We start from the raw sequence: 22,875 nt of genomic DNA, 5'->3' as shown, positions 1-22,875 counted from the left end.
TGGCCTGATTTAGCGGTTTTTTTATGCCACAGTGACAATATTAGGCATACCACAGCTTGAAATCCCCGCCATCCAAGGGCTCGAGTTCAAATGCTGGAGCTTTTCCATATCGCCAAGGTTGGTTGTCCGTGGTCGAGAAACCACTTACGTAAGGCTTTTTTAGGTTGTCGGCAATCTTATTACACATACGCCCTCCTTCCGCGGGTGCCTCATTCGCTCGTACCTCGCGAGATTCGTTACCGCGCGCTACGGGTACGTGCACTAAGCTAAGTCGGTGGGTTTCGTAGCGCGTGGTAAGCCTACGGCGCACCCGCGAAAGCAGCGCGAAGCGGTGCCGGGGTTTGGCTCTTGCAGGCAGTGTTGGTTCGGTGTCACTGGGCGTCGTTCCGCCGCCATCCGCGGGTGCCTCATTCGCTCGTACCTCGCGAGATTCGTTACCGCGCGCTACGGGTACGTGTACTAAGCTAAATCGGTGGGTTTCGTAGCGCGTGGTAAGCCTACGGCGCACCCGCGAAAGCAGCGCGAAGCGGTGCCGGGGTTTGGCTCTTGCAGGCAGTGTTGGTTTGGTGCCCCTGGGCGTCGTGCCGCCGCCATTCGTGCCGGGCTGCCGCTGCAGGTGCCTACGAACGCTCGCTGAACTCGCGTTCTTCGTTACCACGCGCTACGGGTATGTGCACTAAGCTAAATCGGTGGGTTTCGTAGCGCGTGGTAAGCCTACGGCGCACCCGCGAAAGCAGCGCGAAGCGGTGCCGTGGTTGGTTGGCTGCATTGGGCCATATCCTAAGTTCTAATCCTTGGCCATCGCTGAGGGCCAAAATTTTCGTGCTCGGTTTGGTTGAGTTTATCTGGCGAACGGTGAGTGCCATGGAGGCATATACCATTCTGTATACCACTTAGCACCGGGATTCGGAAGGAACACAGAGGAACAACGAGGAGCTAAAAAACCATGTATTTCAGAGTATTGTACTCTTTTTTAGGCTTTCTCAGGCCTTCTCAAGAATGGCCGTTGGCGTCCCTGGCAGGAGTCGAACCTGCGACCTGCCGCTTAGGAGGCGGCTGCTCTATCCTACTGAGCTACAGGGACTTAAGGTCTTAACTTGCGGGCGCGTAGTATAACGCGTCGACTTAGGTAGGGCCAACCGAATGGCTATATCCAGCCAAGTAAACGCAGTGCGAAGACGCCTAGCGTAACGGTAATGCTCGCCATCAGCGTGGTGATGGCGATGATATTGGCTGAGAGGGCGACATTGCCACCTATTGCTTTCACCATTACAAAGCTTGCGGCGGCGGTGGGGCTGGCGAAAAACAGGAACAGCAAGCCCAACTGTTCGCCTGAAAACCCTATCAACCAAGCTGCCAAAGTGGAGAGTACCGGGAGCGTCACCATTTTCATCAAGCTAGCGCCGAGAGCTACTTGACTGCTGTCGCGCATACTCGAAACCGATAGCGTCGCCCCAATACATATCAACGCCAGCGGCAGTGTTAACGAGGCAAAGTAGTCTCCCGAGGTAATCACCCAGCTGGGTAACGGAATCGGCAGTACCGTAAAGGGCAGCGCCGCAAACACAGAAATAATCAGCGGATTTTTGGCAACATGCTTGAGCAGACTGCGCCAATCGGTGGACTGCCCCGGTTGGTAGAAGGCCAGCACAACAACCGAAAGCGCGTTGTACATCACAATCACCACACCCAATAGCAAGCTGCCTGCAGAAAGCCCGTAGTTACCGTACATGCCCGCCGCCAACGCCAGGCCCACAATCCCGCAGTTGCCGCGAAACGCCCCCTGAACGTAAATGCCACGATCCTGATGCGCTACACGGTATCGTGCCCATAGCCAACTCAATAAAAACTGCCCCAGCGTAGCCACAGCGAAAAACACCATCAGCGATACGTCTAGCGCAACGCTTAGGTCGGCTTTTATCAAACTCAGGAAGATCAGCGTGGGGAGCGTTGCTTTAAATACCAGTGCGGAAGCGGTCGAGACAAAGGCGCTATCAATCCATTTCAAGCGCTTAAGGCCCAAGCCCAAAAATACCATCGCGAAAACAGGCAACGTGACATCCAGCGTGCGGGCAAACAGTTCAAGTAGGTTCACAACAGTATCTCGGTCAGCCTTGATTTAAAATGACGGGCTTCCAACAACAAGTTTAGCACCTACTTATACTGTACTGCTGGGTGACGTTTGTCGACTGGCAAGAGCACCCTTAACTGTATGGAATGGAACAGGATCAAGCATTCGTTGACATTATTTAGACTGGTCAAAGAGCTCCATTACATCATCATTGGGCATATTAACCACAACCCCATCACGGCCGTGCTCCTTAGCTTTGTAACTACCGGCATCGGCACGCGCCAGGACATCGACCACACTGGTATCAATATCATCAAAGGTAGTCACACCGATACTCAAGGTGACCATGTACTCTTTGCCTTCATGGGTAACGGAGATTTCGCTAACCGATTGACGTAATGACTCTGCGATTCTCCTTGCCTGAGCCAGGGTGCAACTGGGGAGCAGCACGCCAAACTCGTCGCCCCCTTGGCGCGCCACATGGTCACTACGGCGAACCTCCCAGGCAACCACCTGGGCGATGCGGCGCAACATTTCGTCGCCTAGCGCATGGCCACCTTCGTCATTGATGGGCTTGAAGTGATCCAAGTCAAACAGCAAGAGAGCTGAAGGCGTGCTGGTTTTTTGGAAGTCGGCAAACGCTTCTTCAAGGCGGCGCTCAAAACCTCGGCGATTCAACAGCCCGGTTAATGGATCGTGCTCCGCCTCCCAGCGCTGAATAGCTTCTTGCTCACGGCGCTCGGTAATGTCTTTGACCACCCCTACTAAACCGAGGGTATGCCCATCTTGGGAAAGCGTAACCACGCGGGCATGAATATCCAGCCACAAAAGCTCTTTATCACTGCGTAAAAAACGCAACTGGCGGACAAAATCACTGCCGGTGCGAAGGCTATGCAGCCACATATCTTTCGCGCCAGCGATATCGTCAGTATGAATTTGCGTTAGCCATATTTTCATCGGCACTTCAATGGAGATCCCTAACATCTCCAGTAGCGCGGGGTTCATATAGGTAATGTCGCCCTTCATGTTGGCGACAAACATACCCTGAGGCGCCGCATTGAGCACCGAGTCTAGAAAAGCTTCGCGCTCTTGAAGATTGCCTAGTAACAGCTGCCGTTCATCTTCCACACGGTTAAAAGTGCTCGCCACCTGCTGCAACTCTTGCATATTAGTCGCCAGGCTGACGCTCTCACGGCGCCCTAAACCCACCTCGCCAATCTGCTTCTCTAAATGCCTCAAGGGCGTAAGCACTCGGCCAAGCACCCACCACAATAGAGGAAACATAAGCAAAACCAGCACAACCCATGTCCACCAGAGCTGTCTGATAAAATCCGTTAATGGAAGCTGCGCTTGATCCACAGGCAAATAGAGACCCACGACCCAACCAGCAGGCCATATCTGGGCATAAGATTGGAGCGCTGCTTCCCCATTTAAGAGCTGCCCAACGCCATCTCCCTCCCAACCATCCAAGGCCAAGTTTAACAACGGGTTAAATGTCTCGCTGGGGACGACTCCATTAATCAGTGATGTATCCGGATGGTATAAGACTTTTCCAGAAGCGGTAGCTACACCTGCATAGCCTTTTTCGCCCAGGCGCACTTTGGCTAAACGGCTAAATATGCCCCCTGAGTCCAAGTTAAGAACACCAGCAACAAAGCCATCGAAAGTACCTTGTTCCGTGAAGCGCGGCACTCCCACTAGCACCATGGGTATACCGCTCGCCCGCCCTACAAAGGGCTCACTAACATAGGGGCGGCGGATACCGCGCAGCATCCGAAAATACTCAAGCTCAGCGGTTTCGAGCCCGACACGCCCCACAATGGCAGGCCAATCGGCAATAATCTCTCCATCACGGTTGGCGACCACAATCCCTTCGAACCAAGCCAGCAGGCTATCATTTTGCCGCAACTGGTAGCTGATCCAACTCGCATCTTCGGTGGCGCCTATCATTTCGCTTAAACGCTCTAACGCCTGAAAGCGCATATCAATTTGTTGGGTGACCTCATCGGCGAGTAAAGTGGCTTCATAACGCAGGTGCGACATATTAGTCTCTTGCACCATGGTCTTACCGACTTGCCACGCCATGCCTAGCACCAATGCGAGCAGCAACAGCAAAGTAAAGGAAAGCCCCAGCAAAAGCCGGCCCTTTAACGAACTGAAAGAAAATAGATTTTTTAGCAGATAGGCGAAACGCACCGATTATCCTTTTTATACATACTTTACTTAACTCCTTACTTAACTCCAGAATCTAAGGAGTAGTTTCAACGGCACAAAGAATAGACAAATCTACCAAAAAAGGAGCAATCATGCGCGTTGAACGAATCAAACTTAAGGTAATTTTTTTATCGTGCAAAGGGTTGCTGTCAATAGAAAAAAATAGTGAGCACTCACTGCCTGGATTGATTACCCCCCTCAATTCACGTATGTTCGCCCGCCTATCCCTTATCCTGTTACCTCACTGCGGCCTTAATTTATGGCAAAACGAACGGCAGGTTACACATCTCCAGGTATTCGCAAGCTGGCTGCCCTGCCTGCGCTGCTGCCCGAATTTTACCAATTCTCCCGCATAAGTTCACTTAGACGCCCCCCCGATGCGGTAATCGGTTGGGGGTTAAAGCCTACCAGTGTCCGCGCTAGGCAATATGCCCAGCGTCGCCAGCTAGCTTATATCGCATTGGAAGATGGCTTTCTACGCTCATTGGGATTAGGCGTAAGCGGTTTTCAACCGCACAGCATGGTCGTCGATGAGACCGGAATTTACTACGATGCATCGCGTCCATCTGATTTAGAAAACTGGCTCAACACGGCCACTTTCGACGCAGAGGAGTTAGCCCAAGCAGAGCGCTGCATGGCGCTAATCGCCCGCTATCGACTGTCAAAATATAACCACGCCCCCGATCAACTCTCAAAGTATAACAGCCGGGCTAGGGTGCTAGTGGTCGATCAAACCGCTGGAGATGCCTCTATTCATTATGGCGGCGCCAGCTCCGAAAGCTTCCAGCAGATGCTGGAAGATGCCTTAGCCACGCATCCGGATGCCGATATTCTGGTCAAGATCCATCCGGATGTCATTGCTGGGAAAAAACAAGGCCACCTACTTAACGCCGCAGACCACCCGCGCTGTAAGGTAATTGGTGAAGACCTTAACCCCTGGGCGCTATTTGATCAGGTCGACCACGTTTATGTCGTGACCAGCCAGCTCGGCTTTGAAGCGCTGCTTGCTGGTAAGCAAGTGCACTGCTTTGGCATTCCGTTTTACTCAGGCTGGGGGCTTACCCACGATCAACTACCCTGCCACCGCCGTCGCACCAAACGCACGTTAACGGAAGTGTTTGCCGCCGCCTATTTACGCTACTGCCGCTATGCCAACCCTTACACCCGGCAGGCCGCAACGCTGGAAGAGACGATTGCCTTAATCGCCGACCAAAAGCGCCAGCAGGAACGCTATCGAGGCGACTGGAGGGCGTGTGGTTTCTCTTCATGGAAACGGCGCTTTATTGGCAATTTTTTAGGCACCGTCGCCAAGGTGAATTATCAGCCCGAGCTGCCCACCCTCAGCCCCCCTGAAGAGCGGCTACTGGTATGGTCGAGCCGCATCGATGATGATTTTAAACATCAGCACGCCCAGCACATGGCCAACCTATGGCGCATGGAGGATGGCTTTATTCGCTCGGTGGGTTTGGGAGTCGACCTTACGCAGCCATTGTCGCTAGTGATTGATTCACAGGGCATCTATTACGACCCCAGCCAGCCCAGCGATTTGGAGACGTTGCTCAACAACACATCTTTTAGCGACGACCTGTTGCTGCGTGCCCAGCATTTACGTGAAAGGCTAGTAGCCCTAAAGCTATCCAAGTACAACGTGCGTGGCGCGGCAGAGGTTGATCTGCCCAAAGGGCGTTACATTATTTTGGTGCCCGGCCAGGTGGAGAGCGACGCCTCGATTGCCACCGGCTCGCCGCACATTAATACCAATAGCGGGCTGTTGAGCGCCGTACGCAGCGCGCATCCAGAGGCTTTTATCGTTTATAAAGCCCACCCCGATGTATTAACCGGGGCGCGCGTCGGGGCACTCGATACTAAAGCCAAACGCCTGTATGATCTGGATGCCAGCGACATCGACATCGCCACCCTGCTAGAGCGTGTTGATGCAGTGCATACGATGAGCTCATTGACCGGGTTTGAAGCACTGTTACGTCAGCGAGAAGTCAGCACCTATGGACTGCCGTTTTATGCTGGCTGGGGGTTAACGCAGGATGCGCTTAGCTGCCCACGCCGAACGCGCGCGCTCACGCTGGATGCGCTGGTGGCCGGTACACTGATTCTCTACCCCGGCTATGTAGACCCAACGACCCACCAGCTATGCAATGCTGAAACCGTCGTCAGCCTGTTGGAACAGGCAAGAACACAGAAAAACACCCTTACATGGAAACAGCAACTCTACCGCTGTTATCGTAACTTGTTGATCGGAAGGCATTGAGTTGAAGGATCAAAAGCGTGCATTCTTATTTTTACAGGGCGTATGCTCACCGTTTTACCAGCGTTTAGCCAAGCGCCTGGTTAATGATGGGCATCGCGTCGTTAAGGTCAACTTTAATGCGGGCGATATCGCCTACTGGCAGCGCACCCACGGCGAAAGTCACCTGTTTCGCGGCCCCACATCCGAGCTACCCGGCTATATTCAAGCGCTGTGGCAGAAGTACGGCATTACCGACCAAGTAGTGTTCGGTGATCGTCGCCCTATTCACCGCCCCGCCGTCGATAATGCCGCCGCAGCCGGTGTACGCACCCACGTGTTTGAAGAGGGCTACTTTCGCCCTTTCTGGATTACTCTGGAGCGCGAAGGCGTTAACGGTCACTCGCTGCTGCCCCGTGACCCCAATTGGTTTTATGAGACCGGCAAAGCGCTGCCCGAACCGCCGGCACCGGTGCGCTTTCGCTCCTCGTTTAAAATCCGCGCAATGCACGATGTCGGCTACCATTTGGCCGGGCTGGCCAATCCGCTGGTGGCACCGCACTACCGCAATCATGCGCCGATCACTGCCCCCGTCGAATACGCGGGCTACCTCAAGCGTTTTGCTCAATTAAAAGCGGTTTGGAAAAAACGCGATGCCGCGCGCATTAAAGCGCTGATCGAAAGCGGACGCCCTTATTTCATGCTGCCACTGCAGTTAAATAGCGACGCGCAAATTCGTGATCACTCCCCCTACGCCAATATGCAGGAAGTGATGGATGACGTGATGGCTTCGTTCGCCCAGCACGCGCCCAGCGATACGCAGCTTTGCATTAAGAACCACCCTTTGGATATGGGGTTGGTCAATTACCCCAAGATCATCCAACGGCTTGCCGAACGCCACGGCCTACAAGGGCGTATCGTCTATCTGGAGTATGGGGATCTCAACGTACTGCTCAAACACGCCAAGGGCAATGTGACCGTAAACAGCACCGTGGGCATTGTCTCGCTGGAGAAGAGCTGCCCCACCTATGCGCTTAGCGACCCAATATACAATTTGGATGGGCTGACCTACCAAGGTGCCTTAGCGGATTTTTGGCAGCAGCCGCAGCCGCCTAACAGCGAACTATTTGGCTATTTTCAAAAGACCGTGATGCACGCCGTACAGGTTAACGGCGGTTACTACTGCCAGCCCGGCATCGATTTAGCCGTAGAAAACGCCGCTCGCATACTTGAAGCCTGCCCGTCGCCGTTGGAGAAGTTACTGTGACAGATGATGTGACAGAAAATGTGACAGCGACTGTGGCCGCTACTGAGAGAGCGACTGTGAGTCAGTCTACTCCAAACCGCTGTGTGCTGATCACTGGCGCAACCGGCGCGATTGGGGGTGCACTGGCAAATGCCTATGCCGCCACCGGCACCCATTTGGTGTTGCACGGACGGCAGCAGAAAAAGCTAGAGGCTCTTGCCGAGACTTGCCGTCAGCAAGGTGCTCAGGTCACGCTCTCAACTATTAACCTGACCGATGACCACGCCCTGCAAAGCTGGCTAGCCGGACTTTGCGCCGATCAGGTGCCGGATATCGTCATCGCCAACGCGGGCAAAAACACCCACCCCCAAGGGCCTGATATCTTAGAACCCTGGGCAGACGTGCAAGCGCTGCTGGAGATCAACCTAAAAACCCCTATCGCCATGGCGCAACGCTTGGTACCCGCGATGCAGGCCCGCGGTAGCGGCCAACTGGTACTGATTAGCTCGCTTGCAGCATGGCACGGCTTACCCACCACACCCAGCTATAGCGCCAGTAAAGCGGGTATTAAAGCCTACGGCGAAGGGTTACGTGGACTTCTCGCACCCCATGGTATCGGTGTAACCGTGGTGATGCCCGGCTATGTCACCTCCCCCATGTGCGAAGCCATGCCCGGCCCCAAACCCTGGGAGTGGCCGCCGGAGCGTGCCGCCAAGGTAATCAAACGCGGCATCACTGCCAATCGCGCGCGTATCAGCTTCCCCTTTCCACTTAATTTTGGCACCTGGTGGCTGGCGGTACTGCCCGCAGGAATTTCTCAGTGGTTGATCAAACGCCTGGGCTTTAACCACCCAGGAGACACGCCCCATGATTAATGCGCTGGTATGGCCGCTACTCGCGGGGCTATTGATCAGCAGCATGTTTGAAGCCCTGCTCAGCCCGCGGCCGCGCCCGTTTTGGCAACGCGGTAGTGCGGCCAATAGCGTACATATCGGCTCATGGCTACTGATTTTCGGCATATTGGTATTGTTACTTCAGCGCCCCTGGTTTGCGCTGATGGTGTTTCTGTCGCTGCAACTGGTCGTCGTGCAGTCGAGCAACGCCAAATCACATACCCTCAACGAGCCGTTTATCTGCCACGATTTTGAGTACTTTTGGGATGCCATTCTGCACCCGCGCCTATACGTGCCTTTTTTCGGCGTTGGCTTGGCAATCGCCGCCAGCAGCGCAGCCGCCGTTGCGATTGGTGCATTCTTTTATTGGGAAGGCTCGCTGGTAACCAGCGCAGGCGCTAGCCGCTTTTTGACCCATGCAGTGGGGGTAATGGCAGCAGGCGCCCTGCTGCTGGCATTCAGTATACCCAGGCTGCCTGCCATTACTTTGCGGCCCATAGATGACATGCACCACCTGGGGCTTTTCGCCAGCCTGTGGGCCTACGGCGTGGCGCTGATGCGCTCCCCCGTGCCAACACCCGAGCAATCACCTTTTCACGCCTTAACATCGAAGGTAAAAGCGCATAAAGGCGAACAGCCGCTTCCCAACGTGGTGTTAGTGCAGAGCGAGTCGTTTTTCGACCCACGCCCCTGGTGTAACGAGGTAAACCCAGAGTTACTTCCCGATTTTGATGCCACCCGTGCAAGCGCCATCCTGCACGGCGCGTTAAACGTGCCCGCCTGGGGCGCCAACACGGTGCGTACCGAGTGCGCCGTATTAACCGGCATTGCACCCACCCAATGGGGGGCGCGCCAGTTCAATCCTTACCGCACGCTTGCTCGCCACCCCATGCCCAGTTTAGCGAGCACGCTAAAAGCTGCGGGTTATCAAACAGTGTGCGTGCATCCGTACCTGGCGAGCTTCTATTTTCGCCACAAGGTGATGCCCCTGTTAGGCTTTGACCACTTTATAGATATCAATGCCTTCACGAGCAGCGACAAAAGCGGCCAGTACATTAGCGACCAGGCAGTAGCACGAAAGATTGGACGGCTGCTTGAAGATGACGATAATAGACCGCTATTTGTGTTTGTTATCACCATGGAAAATCACGGCCCGCTCCATTTAGAAGCACCCAGCCAAGCGACGCTAGCCACTACGCTGCCCGACGCGCACTGGCCGTTGCCCGATCATCTGCGTGATTTCGCGGTCTATTTGCAGCATTTAAGTGAATCCGACAAGATGTTGGCTAGCGTTAAAAATTCGCTCAATACTGCAAAGCGACCAGGACTGCTAGGCTGGTATGGGGATCATGTACCGATTCTGCCTGAGGCGTATGCACATTTTACGCCCCCAGATAGCCGCACCCCCTACATGATATGGTCAACGGCGGGTTGGGTAACAGCAGGCGAGCGGTTGGCAACGGCGCATAGAGCAACGGCTAATGAGCCACTTGAACTAGCCGCAAACGAACTTGGTGTCCAGTTATTTAAACAGGTGTTTGGACACGATATAAGTAACGATGTGATCAAGGCAGAACCAGAACCTCAGGAGCAAGAATGACTAAACGCGTTGCCATTATCGGCGCCGCCCATCGTTTCCCCGGCACCACCCCTGAAACGTTCTGGCAGGACCTGCAAGCCGAAAAAGATTTAGTTACCGAAGTGGCCGCTGACCGCTGGAGCCACGACGCCTTTTTGCACCCGGATAAACGCCACCCCGGCACCAGCGTGACTTTTGCCGCTGGCAGCCTAGGTGATATCAGCGGATTTGACGCTGAGTTTTTTGGTATTTCGCCCCGCGAAGCGGCCAATATGGATCCCCAGCAACGCATGCTCTTAGAGCTCGCTTGGGAAGCCATGGAAAACGCCAGCATTCTGCCGAGCTCCTTGCGCGGCAGCCAGTGTGGGGTATTTTTAGGCGTTGCCAGCCTCGACTACTCTTACCGTATAGCGGACGACATGGCGGCGATTGACGCCTCCACCGCTACCGGTAACACCTCCAGCATTGCCTCGAATCGGCTGTCGTATGTCTTCGACTTACACGGCCCCAGCATGTCGCTGGATACCGCCTGTTCGTCCTCAATGGTGGCCTTTCACCAAGCTTGCCAATCGATTCGCAGTGGCGAGACCAATATGGCGCTGGCAGGCGGTATTAGCCTTCACCTGCACCCCTATGGCTTTATCATTTTCTCCAAAGCCAGCATGCTCTCGCCCACTGGCCGCTGTCAGGTTTTCGATGAAGCGGGCAATGGCTATGTGCGCTCGGAAGGGGCAGGCATTTTCCTGCTCAAAGATTACGACCAGGCAGTCGCCGATGGCGATAATATTATTGCCGTGGTGGCAGGTTCGGCGGTCAACACCGACGGTCACAAATCCGGCCTAACGGTACCTAACCCCAGCGCCCAGATTGACTTGATGAAGCGCGCCTATCAGCAGGCGGGCATCTCTCCGGACGAGATCGACTACCTGGAAGCTCACGGTACCGGCACCGCCGTTGGCGATCCGATCGAGACCCGCGCAATTGGTGAAGCACTGGGCCAGCAGCGTAAAACACCGCTACTGATTGGCTCCATAAAAAGCAACCTGGGCCACCTGGAAACTGCATCTGGCGTGGCTGGGCTGGCCAAGGCGCTCTACAGCATTCAGCACCGTGAAGTACCGGCCACGATTGGCATTCGCAAACTCAATCCGCGTATCAAATTCGATGAGTGGAACATCTCGGTGGTCACCAAAGGCCAACCGCTGAAAAAACAGGGCCGCCTGGTCATCGGCGTTAACTCCTTCGGTTTTGGCGGGGCCAACGCCCACGTTATCTTGGAAAGCCCACCCGAGCGGACAAAACCCGAACCACAGGTGCCAAACTCACCACTACCGATTCGCCTTAGTGCCCGCAGCGAAGATGCGCTTACCCAAAGTGCCGAAACCTTGGCTAGCTATTTGCGTGAAAACGACTTGCGCGAAAACGACGGCACCAGCTTCTACGATATCGCCTACACGCTGTTCAACCACCGTGACAGGCATAGCCATGGCGCGCTGCTGTTTGCCCAAACAGCGGAAGAAGCCGCCGCGCGATTAAGTGAATTTGCCGCCGGTGAAACAAAAAGCGTCACTACGCTGGAGCGCTTGCCCAACGCGCTAGGCCCGGTATTTGTTTACGATGGCAACGGCTGCCAGTGGGAAACCATGGGCCGCGATCTGATTAGTGATTCGCTGGTTTTCGCTGAGGCTATTGACCGCGTTGACGCACTTTTTCAACAGCACGGTAATTTCTCGCTACGCGCCGAGCTTGAAGGTCGTAATCGTGAACAGGAAAGTGATAGCAACCGCTTTGCATTGACCGAAATCGCCCAGCCTGCGCTATTTGCACTGCAAGTGGCGCTGACCGAGTGGCTGCGTGATCAAGGTATTAAGCCCAAAGCAGTATTAGGCCATAGCGTAGGCGAAGTGGCCGCCGCCTGGGCCAGCGGAGCGCTTAGCCTGGAAGATGCGGTCAAAGTGATTTACTACCGCAGCGACTACCAGGGTAAGACCCGTGGTCAAGGCGAAATGACCGCCGTAGCCATGAGCGCCGACGATATTGCCGAGTGGCTCGAAAAGCCCGAGTTCAACCAGGTTTGTCTGGCAGGTATTAACAGCCCAAAAGGCATTACGCTAGCAGGCGACAGCCAACAGCTGGGTGCTCTGGAAGCCGCCCTGAGCGAACAGGATATTTTTGCCAAACGCCTGCCGCTGGACTATGCCTTCCACAGCCCTGCAATGGACAGTATTGAGGCAGGCGTCATCCAAGCGTTAGCTGACATTACTCCACGGGCCACGCAGATCCCCTACTACTCCACCGTGACCGGCGCGCTAAGTGACGGTCTCGTGCTGGATGCCACCTACTGGTGGAAAAACATTCGTGAACCGGTACTGTTTGATGCCGCCGCTAGCGCTCTAATTGAACAGGGCAACAACATCTTTATCGAGATTGGCGCCCATCCTATTTTGCGCCGTTATCTCAATGAGTCGCTCCGTCAATTGGAGCAACCAGGGTTGGTCTTTGGCACTATTGAGCGCCACAAACCGGGCCTAGAGGGCTTGCAGCACAGCCTGAGTCAAATGTTGTTAAGCGGCCTTGCCATGGGAAGCCGCTACTTCCCAGTGGAAGGACAGCGCGTGCCGTTACCCCGCTATGCCTGGCAGCGTAACCACCACTGGGTGCACGGCACCAACGACGGCCAGGGTCTGCTTTCGCGCTATTACCAGCACCCGCTGCTGGGCTACCCGCTGGCGCAGCACGAACACACCTGGGAAAGCCAGCTAGATACTCAACGTCAGCCCTGGCTGGCCGACCATGTGGTGGGTGAAGGCGCGGTATTCCCCGGTGCAGGTTTTGTAGAACTCACCCTGGCAGCGGCGCTGCAGCTAAAAGATATCCCGCTGCTGGATATCGAAGAACTGGAAATCCGTGCCCCGCTGCTGCTGGATGGCCCCCATGGGCGCACCATGCGGTTAACCTACCTGCCAGCAGATGGTCGCCTGGAGATCCACTCCCGCGAGCCGGCCACCGGAATTGAGTGGCAGCTAAATGCCGTGGCCCGCACCATGCGCGAAAGCCGTGGCTTTTTGCTCAACCGCACAGCGCCAGCGCTGCCTAAGCGTGCACCGGACTACACACTGGCAGACCACCTGGCAATGGCCGAGCGCATCGGCCTACATTACGGGCCCGCTTTCCAAGCCATCTCCCACGGCTGGATTGAAGGCGATGCGGTAATTGGCGAAATCGCGCTGTCGGATGAGGTGCAAGGGCAGTTAACTACGCTGCATGTCCACCCCGGCATTCTGGATAGCGCCTTCCAGATGTTTATCCCACTGCTCGCGCAGCACAGCGAGTTTGCCGCGCAGCTCGCCTTCGTGCCGGTTCGCGTTGGGCGCATTCAAGTCAACACTCAGGCCGGTGCGCCGGTACTCGCCCGCGCCGTAATGGGCAAGCGTGCGCCGCACTCCTTTACCGCTGACTTTGAGCTGTATGACGCCGCAGGCAATGCCGTTGCCGTATTGAGCAAAACCCGCTTCAAAGCGATTCGTCTCAACCGTGCCCATCACCAGCACTTCAGCTATCTGGATGTGGAACTCACCCCAGCGCCGCTGCAGGTAGAGCCGTTGGCACTGCCCGGTGATGCGCTCGCTCGTCTGGCCGATATCGCAAGCGTATACGCCGCCAGCACCGGGCAGCGTTACGGCAATGAAGTCGCGCCACTGCTTGATAGCCTTAGTGAAGCGTTTGCCCAGCAAAACGCGGTGGTTAAAGCCCAAGATCAGGCAACTGATGAAGCGCAGCACTCGCCAGACGTTATCTGGCAGCTGCTGGTGCAAGACTACCCCGACTACTTTGCGCCCATTCACTTAGTGGGCCGTTTAGGGTTTCACCAGCAGGCGCTACGCAGCGGCACCAGCGATCTTGAAGCGCTGGGCATTAGCCACGACCAGTTGGCGCGCTTGAACCGAGTGCTGGTGGGTGAAAGCGGCTGGCAGGCATTGGCAGGCGCGTTAGCCGAGTTGATCGATGCTCTGATAGCAGAGCTCCCCGTGGGGCAGCGCTTGCAACTGCTGGAAGCGGGCCCCAGCGCGCCTGCGTTGGGCGAACGGTTGCTGGAACGTAGCGCCCAGGCGCTTTACCACGACCTTACCCATTACCGCGTTATCACCACCCTTGATAGCACTCGTCATCAGGCGGAGCAGCTGCAAGAACGCTTCCCGCTGATGGACATTCAACACCTGGGGCAAGAGGACGCCACCGCGCTTACTGCCCCCGCTGGCGTTGAAAAAGCGCAATTGGCGTTTGTCAGCGTGGATATCACCCAACCTGCCGCGACGCGTCAGTTGATTGAGGTGCTGCCAGCGCAACTGGCCCCCGGTGCTCAAGTCATGCTGATCGGCATTGCGCCCAGCCGCTGGTTAGATGATCTGCTGGCCACACCCGGCATCGATCAAACCGCTCTGGAGCAAGAGACGCTGATCGGCTGGCTCAACGACCAAGGCTTTGTGGTTTCCGCGCCGATGGCGCTGGAAGAGAGTGATAGCGGCGCCTATCTTCTCCACGCCCACTATCCATTCGATACGCCTTCAGCCGAGACCGCTGACAGCGCGGCGCGGCGTCGGCATCTAGTCCTCGCGGATCACAGCAGTGAAGCGCTTGCCGCCAAACTGGTCGAGGCGCTGCAGCAGCGGGGAGATTCAGCCCTGCTTAGCGTTAGCCAAGCCGCCCCCGCTGAACTGCTGACGCAAGCGTTACTCGACAGTCAAACTGAGCTACCGCTCAATGTGATTGATTTGCGCGGCCTCGGCGCCAGCAGCACTGAGGCGCAAACCGCACGCTGTGAGCACGCCCTACAGTGGACGTTAGCCCTGGAGCAGCAAGCCCTCACCGCCTCCCTGTGGCTAGTGACCAACGGTCTTAGCACACTCTGGCAGGCAACGCCTGCCTCCGGCCTTAGCGATGGCGATGCTATAGGCGATACCCCTGGCGATGCTGCCCTATGGGGCTTTGGCCGTTCGCTGGCCAACGAAGCGGTAGGCCATAACGTCTACCTGCTGGATGTACCGGCAGAGATGAGCGAACCCGCGCTTAGCGCCTGGGCGCTGCTGCTTGCCCAACCGGATGGCGAAAACGAAGCGCTGATTGATAACCAGGGCCACCGCTTTGCCACCCGGCTACGCACCCTGCCAGCGCCCCGCCCAACACAGGCGGAAGCCGCTCAAACCAAGCGATCTCATCAAGCGATGACGCTAGGCTTTGCCATGCCCGGCCAGCTGCGCCAGTTAACCTGGCGCCCGCGCCCGCTTCCCGAAGCCGGTGCCGACGAAGTGGCCATTCGCGTGAAAGCCACTGGGCTTAACTTCCGCGATGTGATGTACACCCTCGGCCTGCTCTCCGATGAAGCCATTGAGAACGGTTTTGCCGGCCCAACCCTGGGTCTTGAGTTTTCGGGCGTAGTAGAAAGCGTGGGTAGCAACGTTACTCAGCTAACCCCAGGGCAAGCCGTGGTCGGCTTCGGGCCCGCCAGCTTCAGCGATAAAGTCATCGCCAGCCAGCACGCCGTGGCGCCACTGCCGGAAGGCATTAGCTTTGCCGCCGCGGCGACGATCCCAACCACCTTCTTTACGGTCTACTACGCGCTTAAACACCTGGCGCGGGTAGAGCCCGGTGAGAAAGTACTGATTCACGGCGCCGCAGGCGGCGTAGGCATTGCAGCGCTGCAGATTGCCCAGTGGCTGGGGGCCGACGTTTACGCCACGGTGGGCTCAGAAGAGAAGCGCGACTTCCTGCGTTTGATGGGGATCGAGCGACTCTACGACTCGCGCTCGCTCACCTTCGCCGAAGAGATCCTTGAAGACACTAATGGCGAAGGCGTCGATGTGGTGCTTAATTCCCTAGCAGGAGAGGCAATCAACCAAAATCTGCGCGCGCTGCGCCCGTTTGGCCGCTTCCTGGAGCTGGGTAAACGTGATTTCTACGAAAACACCCATATCGGCCTGCGCCCGTTCCGCAACAACTTAAGCTACTTCGGTATCGACTCCGACCAGCTAATGAAAGTGCAGCCCGCGCTCACCCAGCGCCTGTTTGGGGAAATGATGGCGCTGTTTAACGACGGCACCCTGAGCCCGCTGCCATTTACCTCGTTCAGCCACACCCAGGTGATCGACGCCTTCCGCTATATGCAGCAGGCGCGCCAGATCGGCAAAGTCGTGGTGACTTACGAACAGCCCATCGCGCCGCCCCAAAACGAAGTATTGGGCACGGCAATGATGCAGCTATCCGCGGAGGCCAGCTATCTGGTCACCGGCGGCTTGGGTGGCTTTGGGCTAAGGACCGCCCAGTGGCTGGTAGACAAAGGCGCACGGCAACTGATTCTGCTCAGCCGCAGTGGCCCGGCCAGTGAAGAGGCCCAAGCAGCCATTGCGGCATTTGAACAGCAAGGCGTTACGGTACTCGCCGCCGCCTGCGATATTACCGACCGCGCAGCGCTGGCCGATGTACTGGAGCGCGCCAAGGGTGAACTCGCACCGCTACGTGGCATCGTCCACGCCGCGACGGTGATCGATGACGGCCTTATCCGCAATCTAGATGCCGAGCGCATTCAGAAAGTGCTCGCGCCCAAAATCGACGGTGCCCGCCATCTCGATGCGCTCACCCGCGAAACCGAGCTGGACTTCTTCGTGCTCTATTCGTCGGCGACCACCTTGTTCGGCAACCCCGGTCAGGCTAACTATGTCGCCGCCAACCACTGGCTGGAGGCGTTTGCCGCCAATCGTCGTGCCGCGGGCTTACCCGCCACCTGCGTACGCTGGGGCGCGATTGAAGATGTCGGCTTCCTGGCCCGCAACACCCGCACCCGGGATGCGCTGCAGGAGCGCCTGGGCGGCTCCGCGCTGCGCTCGGAGGATGCGCTGAAAGTACTCGAACAGATGCTGCTGACGCCAGGGCCAAGCCTGGGCGTGCTGGAACTGGAGTGGGGTGCGCTTGCTCGCTTCTTACCAACTGCTGAAGCACCGCGCTTTAACGAAATTGCCCGCGCCAGCGACGACGACGGCAATGCCGATGCCGACGACGATATCAGCGCCCTGCTGGCCGACCTCTCCCCTGAAGAGCTGCACAGCACGGTCACCGACCTGCTGCGCGCTGAGCTGGCCAGCATTCTGCTGGTGGATGAGGAGAAGCTCGATATTCACCGTTCGGTCTACGATATGGGCTTTGACTCCCTGATGGGGGTTGAACTGATGACTGCTATCGAGAACCGCTTAGGCGTTCAGGTGTCAGTGATGGTGCTCAGTGAAGCATCGACCCTCGACAAACTGGCAGGCGTGCTGATTCAGAAAATGCATCAGCATGACGATGCTGAAGACGCTCCGCAGGATGCGATAGCCTCACTGGCCGCACAGCATGGCACTGAAGATTTAGGCACCGAAGGGGTAACCACTGAGCCTACGTCTGCCTCCTCATCACCCGCGACTGAGACACCATGACTGCCAAGCGCTCTGAACTGAAACAGCAACTATTGGAACAAGCACGCAGGCGCACCGCGCCGCGTGCTGCCAGCGCCGCCGTTCCCACCTCCAATGGGCAAGGCAGTGAGCAGCGCACGGTGCCGGAGCGCTTCACGCGTTTTGACGCCCAGCCCGGCTATCAGCAAATTGCCATGATGCGCCAAGCCGCCGAACAGTTAGGCTTGGTCGACCCGTTTTTCAAGGTGCACGAAGGCACCGCCGGGGCAACCAGCGTGATCAATGGGCAGACCTGCATTAACTTTGCCAGCTATAACTATCTTGGCTTCTCGGGCGACCCGCGTATCAATCAGGCCGCCTGCGATGCCGTGGCCCGCTACGGCACCTCGGTCTCCGCCAGTCGCGTGGTCTCCGGCGAACGGCCCATTCATCAGGAGCTTGAACAAGCTCTGGCCAACGCCTACGACGTCGAAGACGCGGTAGTGTTTGTCAGTGGCCATGCCACCAATGTCTCGACACTAGGGCATCTGCTGGGGCCCAAGGACTTAGTGCTCCACGACGAGTATATCCATAACAGTTCGCTGGTCGGCGCGCAGCTTTCCGGCGCCAAGCGTATGTCGTTTAGCCATAACGACCCCGCTGCGCTGGAAGCTCTACTGGCCCGTCATCGGCATCAGTTTGAACGCGTACTGGTAGTGATTGAAGGGCTCTACAGCATGGATGGCGACATCCCTGAGCTGCCGCGTTTTATCGAGCTGAAGCAGCGTTATCAGGCGTGGCTAATGGTCGATGAAGCCCACTCCTTCGGGGTGATGGGTGACACCGGCCTGGGGCTGCGCGAGTATTTCGATATCGACCCCCGCGACGTGGATATCTGGATGGGTACCATGAGCAAAGCCATGGCTGGCTGCGGTGGCTATATCGCAGGCAGCAAACCGCTGGTGGAAACACTACGCTACCTCGCCCCCGGATTTCTCTACAGCGTAGGCATGCCCGCCCAAGTCGCCGCCCCTTCGCTAGCCGCGCTGCAGCTAATGCAGCAAGAGCCCGAAAGGGTGCAGCGCCTGCACGCTATTTCGCGCTACTTTCTTGAACAGGCCACTGCCCGCGGGCTAGACACTGGCAACAGCATCGGCGCCGCGGTGGTGCCGGTGATTATCGGCAGCTCCGCAGCCGCCGCCCGGCTCTCCAACGCCCTGTTAGAACAACAGATTAACGTACAGCCAATCCTGCACCCGGCGGTACCCGAAAAAAGCGCACGGTTACGCTTTTTTCTCTCTTGTGACCATACCCAGGCACAGATTGACCAAACGCTTGATGCGCTCACCGCACTACTGCCATAATTTTATAACGCACTTTTAGACGCAAGGATGATGGCATGGACGGTTACAACGACCAGGAAAGTGCAGCAACGCCCGCCTGGTACGTTATCCAGTGCAAAGGGGGCGAGTCATTTCGCGCCGCTGAACACCTCGCCAACCAAGGTTACGAGGTGTTTCACCCAGTGCTGAATAGCCAACGCAAGCGCCAGGGCAAGCTCACCACGGTGATCGAACCGCTGTTCCCCTACTACCTGTTTATCTATTTGGATCAACTGGTCAGCAACTGGCGACCGATTCGCTCCACCCGCGGCGTCCTGCGCCTGCTTACCTTCGGCGATAGGCCCGTCGCCGTGCCCGCGCAGCTTGTGGAAACCCTGCGCGCCCAGCCGCACCGACAGGAAGGCATTCACAGCTATTTTAGTGCCGGCGAAAAAGTCACCATCACCGACGGCCCCTTCAAAGACCTGGAAGCCATCTTTACCCGTCTTAAAGGCGAAGAACGCGCCATCGTGCTGCTCAATGTACTCAACCGGCCACAGCATCTGGAAATACCGCTAGCCACCTTAAGCAAGTCGTAACGACGCTTTGCCGTCCATAACGATGCGCTACGATAGGTTTTTATAGCCCAATCATTCTGCATGGAGGCAAGGGTGGCAACCTATCGACGCGCGCTTGTACCTGGCGGCTGCTACTTTTTTACCGTCGTCACCTACGCACGACAACCCATGCTGGCGGATCGCCTCAATATTGAAGCCCTCGGGCGTGCGTTTCGCAGAGTTCGAGAAGAGCGTCCCTTCGTAATGGATGCGTTTGTACTCCTCCCCGACCACCTCCACTGCCTATGGACACTGCCCGAAGGCGACGCCGATTACTCCTCGCGCTGGCGGGACATCAAAAAATACGCCTCTCAAGAATTTTTATTTCCGCCCGGCACCCAGAACGCCTGGCAGCGCGGCTTCTGGGAACACGTGATTCGCGACGAAAACGATTGGCAGCGGCATATGGATTACATCCATTACAACCCCGTCAAACACGGCTGGGCTAACGCGCCCCGCGACTGGGAATGGTCAAGCTTTCGGCAATGCGTACAAAAAGGCTGGTACGCCCCCGACTGGGGCACCCAACAAGTACCCGATGTCGCCGACATGAATTGGGACTAAAGGCGGAAACGCATTCAAGTGGGTGCACATTTCGTAGCGCGTGGTAACGAATCTCGCGAGGCACGAGCGAATGAGGCACCCGCGAATGGCGGCGGAACGACGCCCTGGGGCACCCAACTAACGATGCTCAACGAATCAAACCCGGCACCGCTGCGCGCTGCTCCCGCGGGTGCGCTGACGCTTACACCGCGCTACGAAAATCCAAAGGTTCAACTTCGAGCACATACCGTAGCGCGTGGTAACGAATCTCGCGAGGCACGAGCGAATGAGGCACCCGCGAATGGCGGCGGAACGACGCCCTGGGGCACCCAACTAACAATGCCCAACGAATCAACCCCAGCACCGCTTCGCGCTGCTCCCGCGGGTGCGCCTGAGGCTTACCACGCGCTACAAAACCAACAAAATCAATCTCTTGCACGTACCGTAGCGCGTGGTAACGAATCTCGCGAGGCACGAGCGTATGAGGCACCCGCGAATGGCGGCGGAACGACGCCCTGGGGCAACCTACCAACACTGCCCACACAAGCCAACCCCGGCAACGCTCCGCGCTGCTCCCTCGGGTGCGCTGACGCTTACGCCGCGCTACGAAAATCCAAAGGTTCAGCTTCGAGCACGTACCGTAGCGCGTGGTAACGAATCTCGCGAGGCACGAGCGAATGAGGCACCCGCGAATGGCGGCGGAACGACGCCCTGGGGCACCCAACTAACAATGCCCAACGAATCAAACCCGGCACCGCTGCGCGCTGCTCCCGCGGGTGCGCTGACGCTTACGCCGCGCTACGAAAATCCAAGGGTTCAGCTTCGAGCACGTACCGTAGCGCGTGGTAACGAATCTCGCGAGGCACGAGCGTATGAGGCACCCGCGGGAGGCGGCGGAACGACGCCCAAGGGCACGGAACCAACCCCGGCACCGCTGCGCGCTGCTCCCGCGGGTGCGCTGACGCTTACACCGCGCTACGAAAATCCAAAGGTTCAACTTCGAGCACGTACCGTAGCGCGTGGTAACGAATCTCGCGAGGCACGAGCGAATGAGGCACCCGCGAATGGCGGCGGAACGACGCCCTGGGGCACCCAACTAACAATGCCCAACGAATCAAACCCGGCACCGCTGCGCGCTGCTCCCGCGGGTGCGCTGACGCTTACACCGCGCTACGAAAATCCAAAGGTTCAACTTCGAGCACATACCGTAGCTTTGTGCTCGAAAAAAATTAATGGCAATCAAGGAACGGCGGTAACGACCTTAAATTAAAACTAATCCCCAGCCTGGACGTCTCTAAGGATGGGTACTTCTACTCTACTAAGGCCACCCAACCTCCACGCCTCAACAGGATTACTGCCCGCAGGGGCCCCGAATGCACCCCAAACCACTCGAAACGTGGTTGCGTACAATGCCCCGTCTCCCATAAGAATGTTTGCATCAATATGAAAGCGACGCTTTTGCTCTTGCATTAATGCATCATCAAGCTCGGTTATTATTTCAATATCCGTGATGCCGTTCTCTTTACATGCCTCATGGAAGGCAGAAAACTTTTCGTCATAATATGGATCGGGTTCAATTTTCCGTTGATGCATTGCAAGGTGTCTGTCTTTATCACCATCGCAGATCGCTTGAACAGCGGCATTTACCATACCGGTTGCTGTCTCGCTAAACACTTCCTCCGCCAAAGCAGAGGAAGATAACAGCAGAGCAAGAGCCGTAGCGGTCAAAATAGTGGTTAGCTTTATTTTTTGTACCATTATTTTTTGTACCATTCCCATTTTCCCTTTGTTATTAAGCCCCGCCCGACTTCAAACATAGCATCAGTTTAGGTTTTATGATCGATACAAAAGCGATACTAGCGTCCCTTTACTGGCGGCGAACCCGCAATGGCAGCGTCGGCCGCACTGAACCTAGCACCCCCACACCACAAAATAGGGGTTAAGCTTTTCACTGGGGGTGGCGTAGCTAAGCGGGGTGCCTTCCAGGGTTTCTACCCGGCCGCCTGCTTCAAGCACTACCGCGTGGGCGGCACCGGTATCCCACAAGCAGGTGGGGCCTAAACGAGGGTAAGCATCGGCAAAACCTTCGGCAATGATGCAAAGCTTTAACGAACTGCCCATAGGTAGCATGGTGTGCTCACCCAGCTGTTCCAGCCACGCGGCCAAATCAGGGCTCGGGTGCGAACGGCTTCCCACTACTCGCCAAGTGACACCCTCTTTTGGCTTACCTGCCACGGCAATAGCTTTGCGGCTTCCATCGGCTTCCACCTTAAACGCGCCCAGCCCTTGTGCGGCCACGTAGCCAACGTCAAGCGCCGGGGCAGTTACCACGCCAAGCACCGGCTTACCGTTTTCAATCAGAGCAATATTGACAGTGAACTCACCGTTGCGCTTAATGAACTCTTTGGTGCCATCCAACGGGTCGACCAACCAGTAGCGGCCTTCAACATCAGCACCGGCAAAACCTTCAATATCCTCTTCAGAAAGGATGGGGATCTGCACTGGTAGCGCCTGCAGACCGCGCACAATAACGTTGTGTGCCGCTTTATCCGCTTCGGTCAGCGGGCTTTTATCCTCTTTCTCTTCCACGCTGAACTCGCGAGCGTAAACGCTCATAATGGCATCGCCCGCTTCACGAGCGATACCTTCAACGGCATCCAACAGGGCTTGATCAATAACAGTCATTGGGTTAGCAGACATAGCTTTATTCCTTGCATAAAAAAA

Annotated in this window: 15 protein-coding genes and 1 tRNA gene; 9 read left to right on the top strand and 7 right to left on the bottom strand. The window is 56.7% G+C overall.

Annotation, left to right across the window (positions count from 1 at the left end; genetic code table 11):
* Positions 1-40 precede the first annotated feature (40 nt).
* The 4 genes from A6R74_RS22860 to A6R74_RS20930 all read right to left on the bottom strand — a co-directional run bounded on the left by A6R74_RS22860 (position 41) and on the right by A6R74_RS20930 (position 4,156).
* The gene (locus A6R74_RS22860; RefSeq protein ID WP_165603415.1) at positions 41-187 is read right to left on the bottom strand and encodes a hypothetical protein; all 147 of its coding nucleotides are present in this window, start codon (positions 185-187) and stop codon (positions 41-43) included.
* Positions 188-1,007: 820 nt separating this feature from the next.
* Positions 1,008-1,084: transfer RNA gene (locus tag A6R74_RS20940), tRNA-Arg, on the bottom strand.
* Positions 1,085-1,147: 63 nt separating this feature from the next.
* Positions 1,148-2,095, bottom strand: a complete 948-nt coding sequence (locus A6R74_RS20935) for an AEC family transporter (protein WP_064236415.1) — start codon at positions 2,093-2,095, stop codon at positions 1,148-1,150.
* A gap of 150 nt (positions 2,096-2,245) precedes the next feature.
* Complete coding sequence (locus tag A6R74_RS20930; protein ID WP_240488289.1) at positions 2,246-4,156, bottom strand: sensor domain-containing diguanylate cyclase; 1,911 nt, start codon at positions 4,154-4,156, stop codon at positions 2,246-2,248.
* Positions 4,157-4,544: 388 nt separating this feature from the next.
* Between A6R74_RS20930 and A6R74_RS20925 the strand changes: the two genes are divergently transcribed.
* The 8 genes from A6R74_RS20925 to A6R74_RS20890 all read left to right on the top strand — a co-directional run bounded on the left by A6R74_RS20925 (position 4,545) and on the right by A6R74_RS20890 (position 20,172).
* A complete protein-coding gene (locus tag A6R74_RS20925; protein WP_064236414.1) occupies positions 4,545-6,551 on the top strand; it encodes a capsular polysaccharide biosynthesis protein in 2,007 nt (668 codons plus the stop codon).
* A 1-nt stretch (position 6,552) separates the two neighbouring features.
* A complete protein-coding gene (locus A6R74_RS20920) occupies positions 6,553-7,794 on the top strand; it encodes a capsule biosynthesis protein (RefSeq protein ID WP_064236413.1) in 1,242 nt (413 codons plus the stop codon).
* A gap of 56 nt (positions 7,795-7,850) precedes the next feature.
* A complete protein-coding gene (locus A6R74_RS20915) occupies positions 7,851-8,648 on the top strand; it encodes an SDR family NAD(P)-dependent oxidoreductase (protein WP_064236611.1) in 798 nt (265 codons plus the stop codon).
* A complete protein-coding gene (locus A6R74_RS20910) occupies positions 8,641-10,266 on the top strand; it encodes an LTA synthase family protein (RefSeq protein ID WP_064236412.1) in 1,626 nt (541 codons plus the stop codon). Before A6R74_RS20915 ends, A6R74_RS20910 begins: the two co-directional genes overlap by 8 nt.
* On the top strand, positions 10,263-17,711 hold the full coding sequence (locus A6R74_RS20905; RefSeq protein WP_064236411.1) for a type I polyketide synthase: 7,449 nt from the start codon (positions 10,263-10,265) through the stop codon (positions 17,709-17,711). Before A6R74_RS20910 ends, A6R74_RS20905 begins: the two co-directional genes overlap by 4 nt.
* Positions 17,708-19,033, top strand: a complete 1,326-nt coding sequence (locus A6R74_RS20900) for an aminotransferase class I/II-fold pyridoxal phosphate-dependent enzyme (protein WP_064236410.1) — start codon at positions 17,708-17,710, stop codon at positions 19,031-19,033. The genes A6R74_RS20905 and A6R74_RS20900 overlap by 4 nt, the downstream gene beginning before the upstream one ends.
* A 35-nt stretch (positions 19,034-19,068) precedes the next feature.
* The gene (rfaH, locus tag A6R74_RS20895; protein ID WP_064236409.1) at positions 19,069-19,590 is read left to right on the top strand and encodes a transcription/translation regulatory transformer protein RfaH; all 522 of its coding nucleotides are present in this window, start codon (positions 19,069-19,071) and stop codon (positions 19,588-19,590) included.
* Positions 19,591-19,662: 72 nt separating this feature from the next.
* On the top strand, positions 19,663-20,172 hold the full coding sequence (locus A6R74_RS20890; RefSeq protein WP_064236408.1) for an REP-associated tyrosine transposase: 510 nt from the start codon (positions 19,663-19,665) through the stop codon (positions 20,170-20,172).
* A 181-nt stretch (positions 20,173-20,353) separates the two neighbouring features.
* On the opposite strand, the gene A6R74_RS20885 is transcribed toward A6R74_RS20890, so the two are convergent.
* Positions 20,354-20,590: a hypothetical protein gene (locus A6R74_RS20885; protein ID WP_125410308.1), complete on the bottom strand. Its 237-nt coding sequence runs from the start codon at positions 20,588-20,590 to the stop codon at positions 20,354-20,356.
* Positions 20,591-20,647: 57 nt separating this feature from the next.
* Between A6R74_RS20885 and A6R74_RS20880 the strand changes: the two genes are divergently transcribed.
* A complete protein-coding gene (locus tag A6R74_RS20880; protein ID WP_064236406.1) occupies positions 20,648-21,421 on the top strand; it encodes a hypothetical protein in 774 nt (257 codons plus the stop codon).
* A 2-nt stretch (positions 21,422-21,423) separates the two neighbouring features.
* On the opposite strand, the gene A6R74_RS20875 is transcribed toward A6R74_RS20880, so the two are convergent.
* A complete protein-coding gene (locus A6R74_RS20875) occupies positions 21,424-21,924 on the bottom strand; it encodes a hypothetical protein (RefSeq protein WP_064236405.1) in 501 nt (166 codons plus the stop codon).
* A 138-nt stretch (positions 21,925-22,062) separates the two neighbouring features.
* Positions 22,063-22,836 carry a 3'(2'),5'-bisphosphate nucleotidase CysQ gene (gene cysQ, locus A6R74_RS20870; protein ID WP_064236610.1) on the bottom strand — a complete coding sequence of 258 codons (774 nt, stop codon included), beginning with the start codon at positions 22,834-22,836 and terminating at the stop codon, positions 22,063-22,065.
* Positions 22,837-22,875 lie beyond the last annotated feature (39 nt).

The organism is Halomonas sp. ALS9, assembly GCF_001651035.1.
In the GTDB taxonomy this organism is placed as follows: domain Bacteria; phylum Pseudomonadota; class Gammaproteobacteria; order Pseudomonadales; family Halomonadaceae; genus Vreelandella.
Note: the sequence above shows the minus strand (reverse complement) of the source record. Positions and strands in the feature narration are given on the sequence as shown.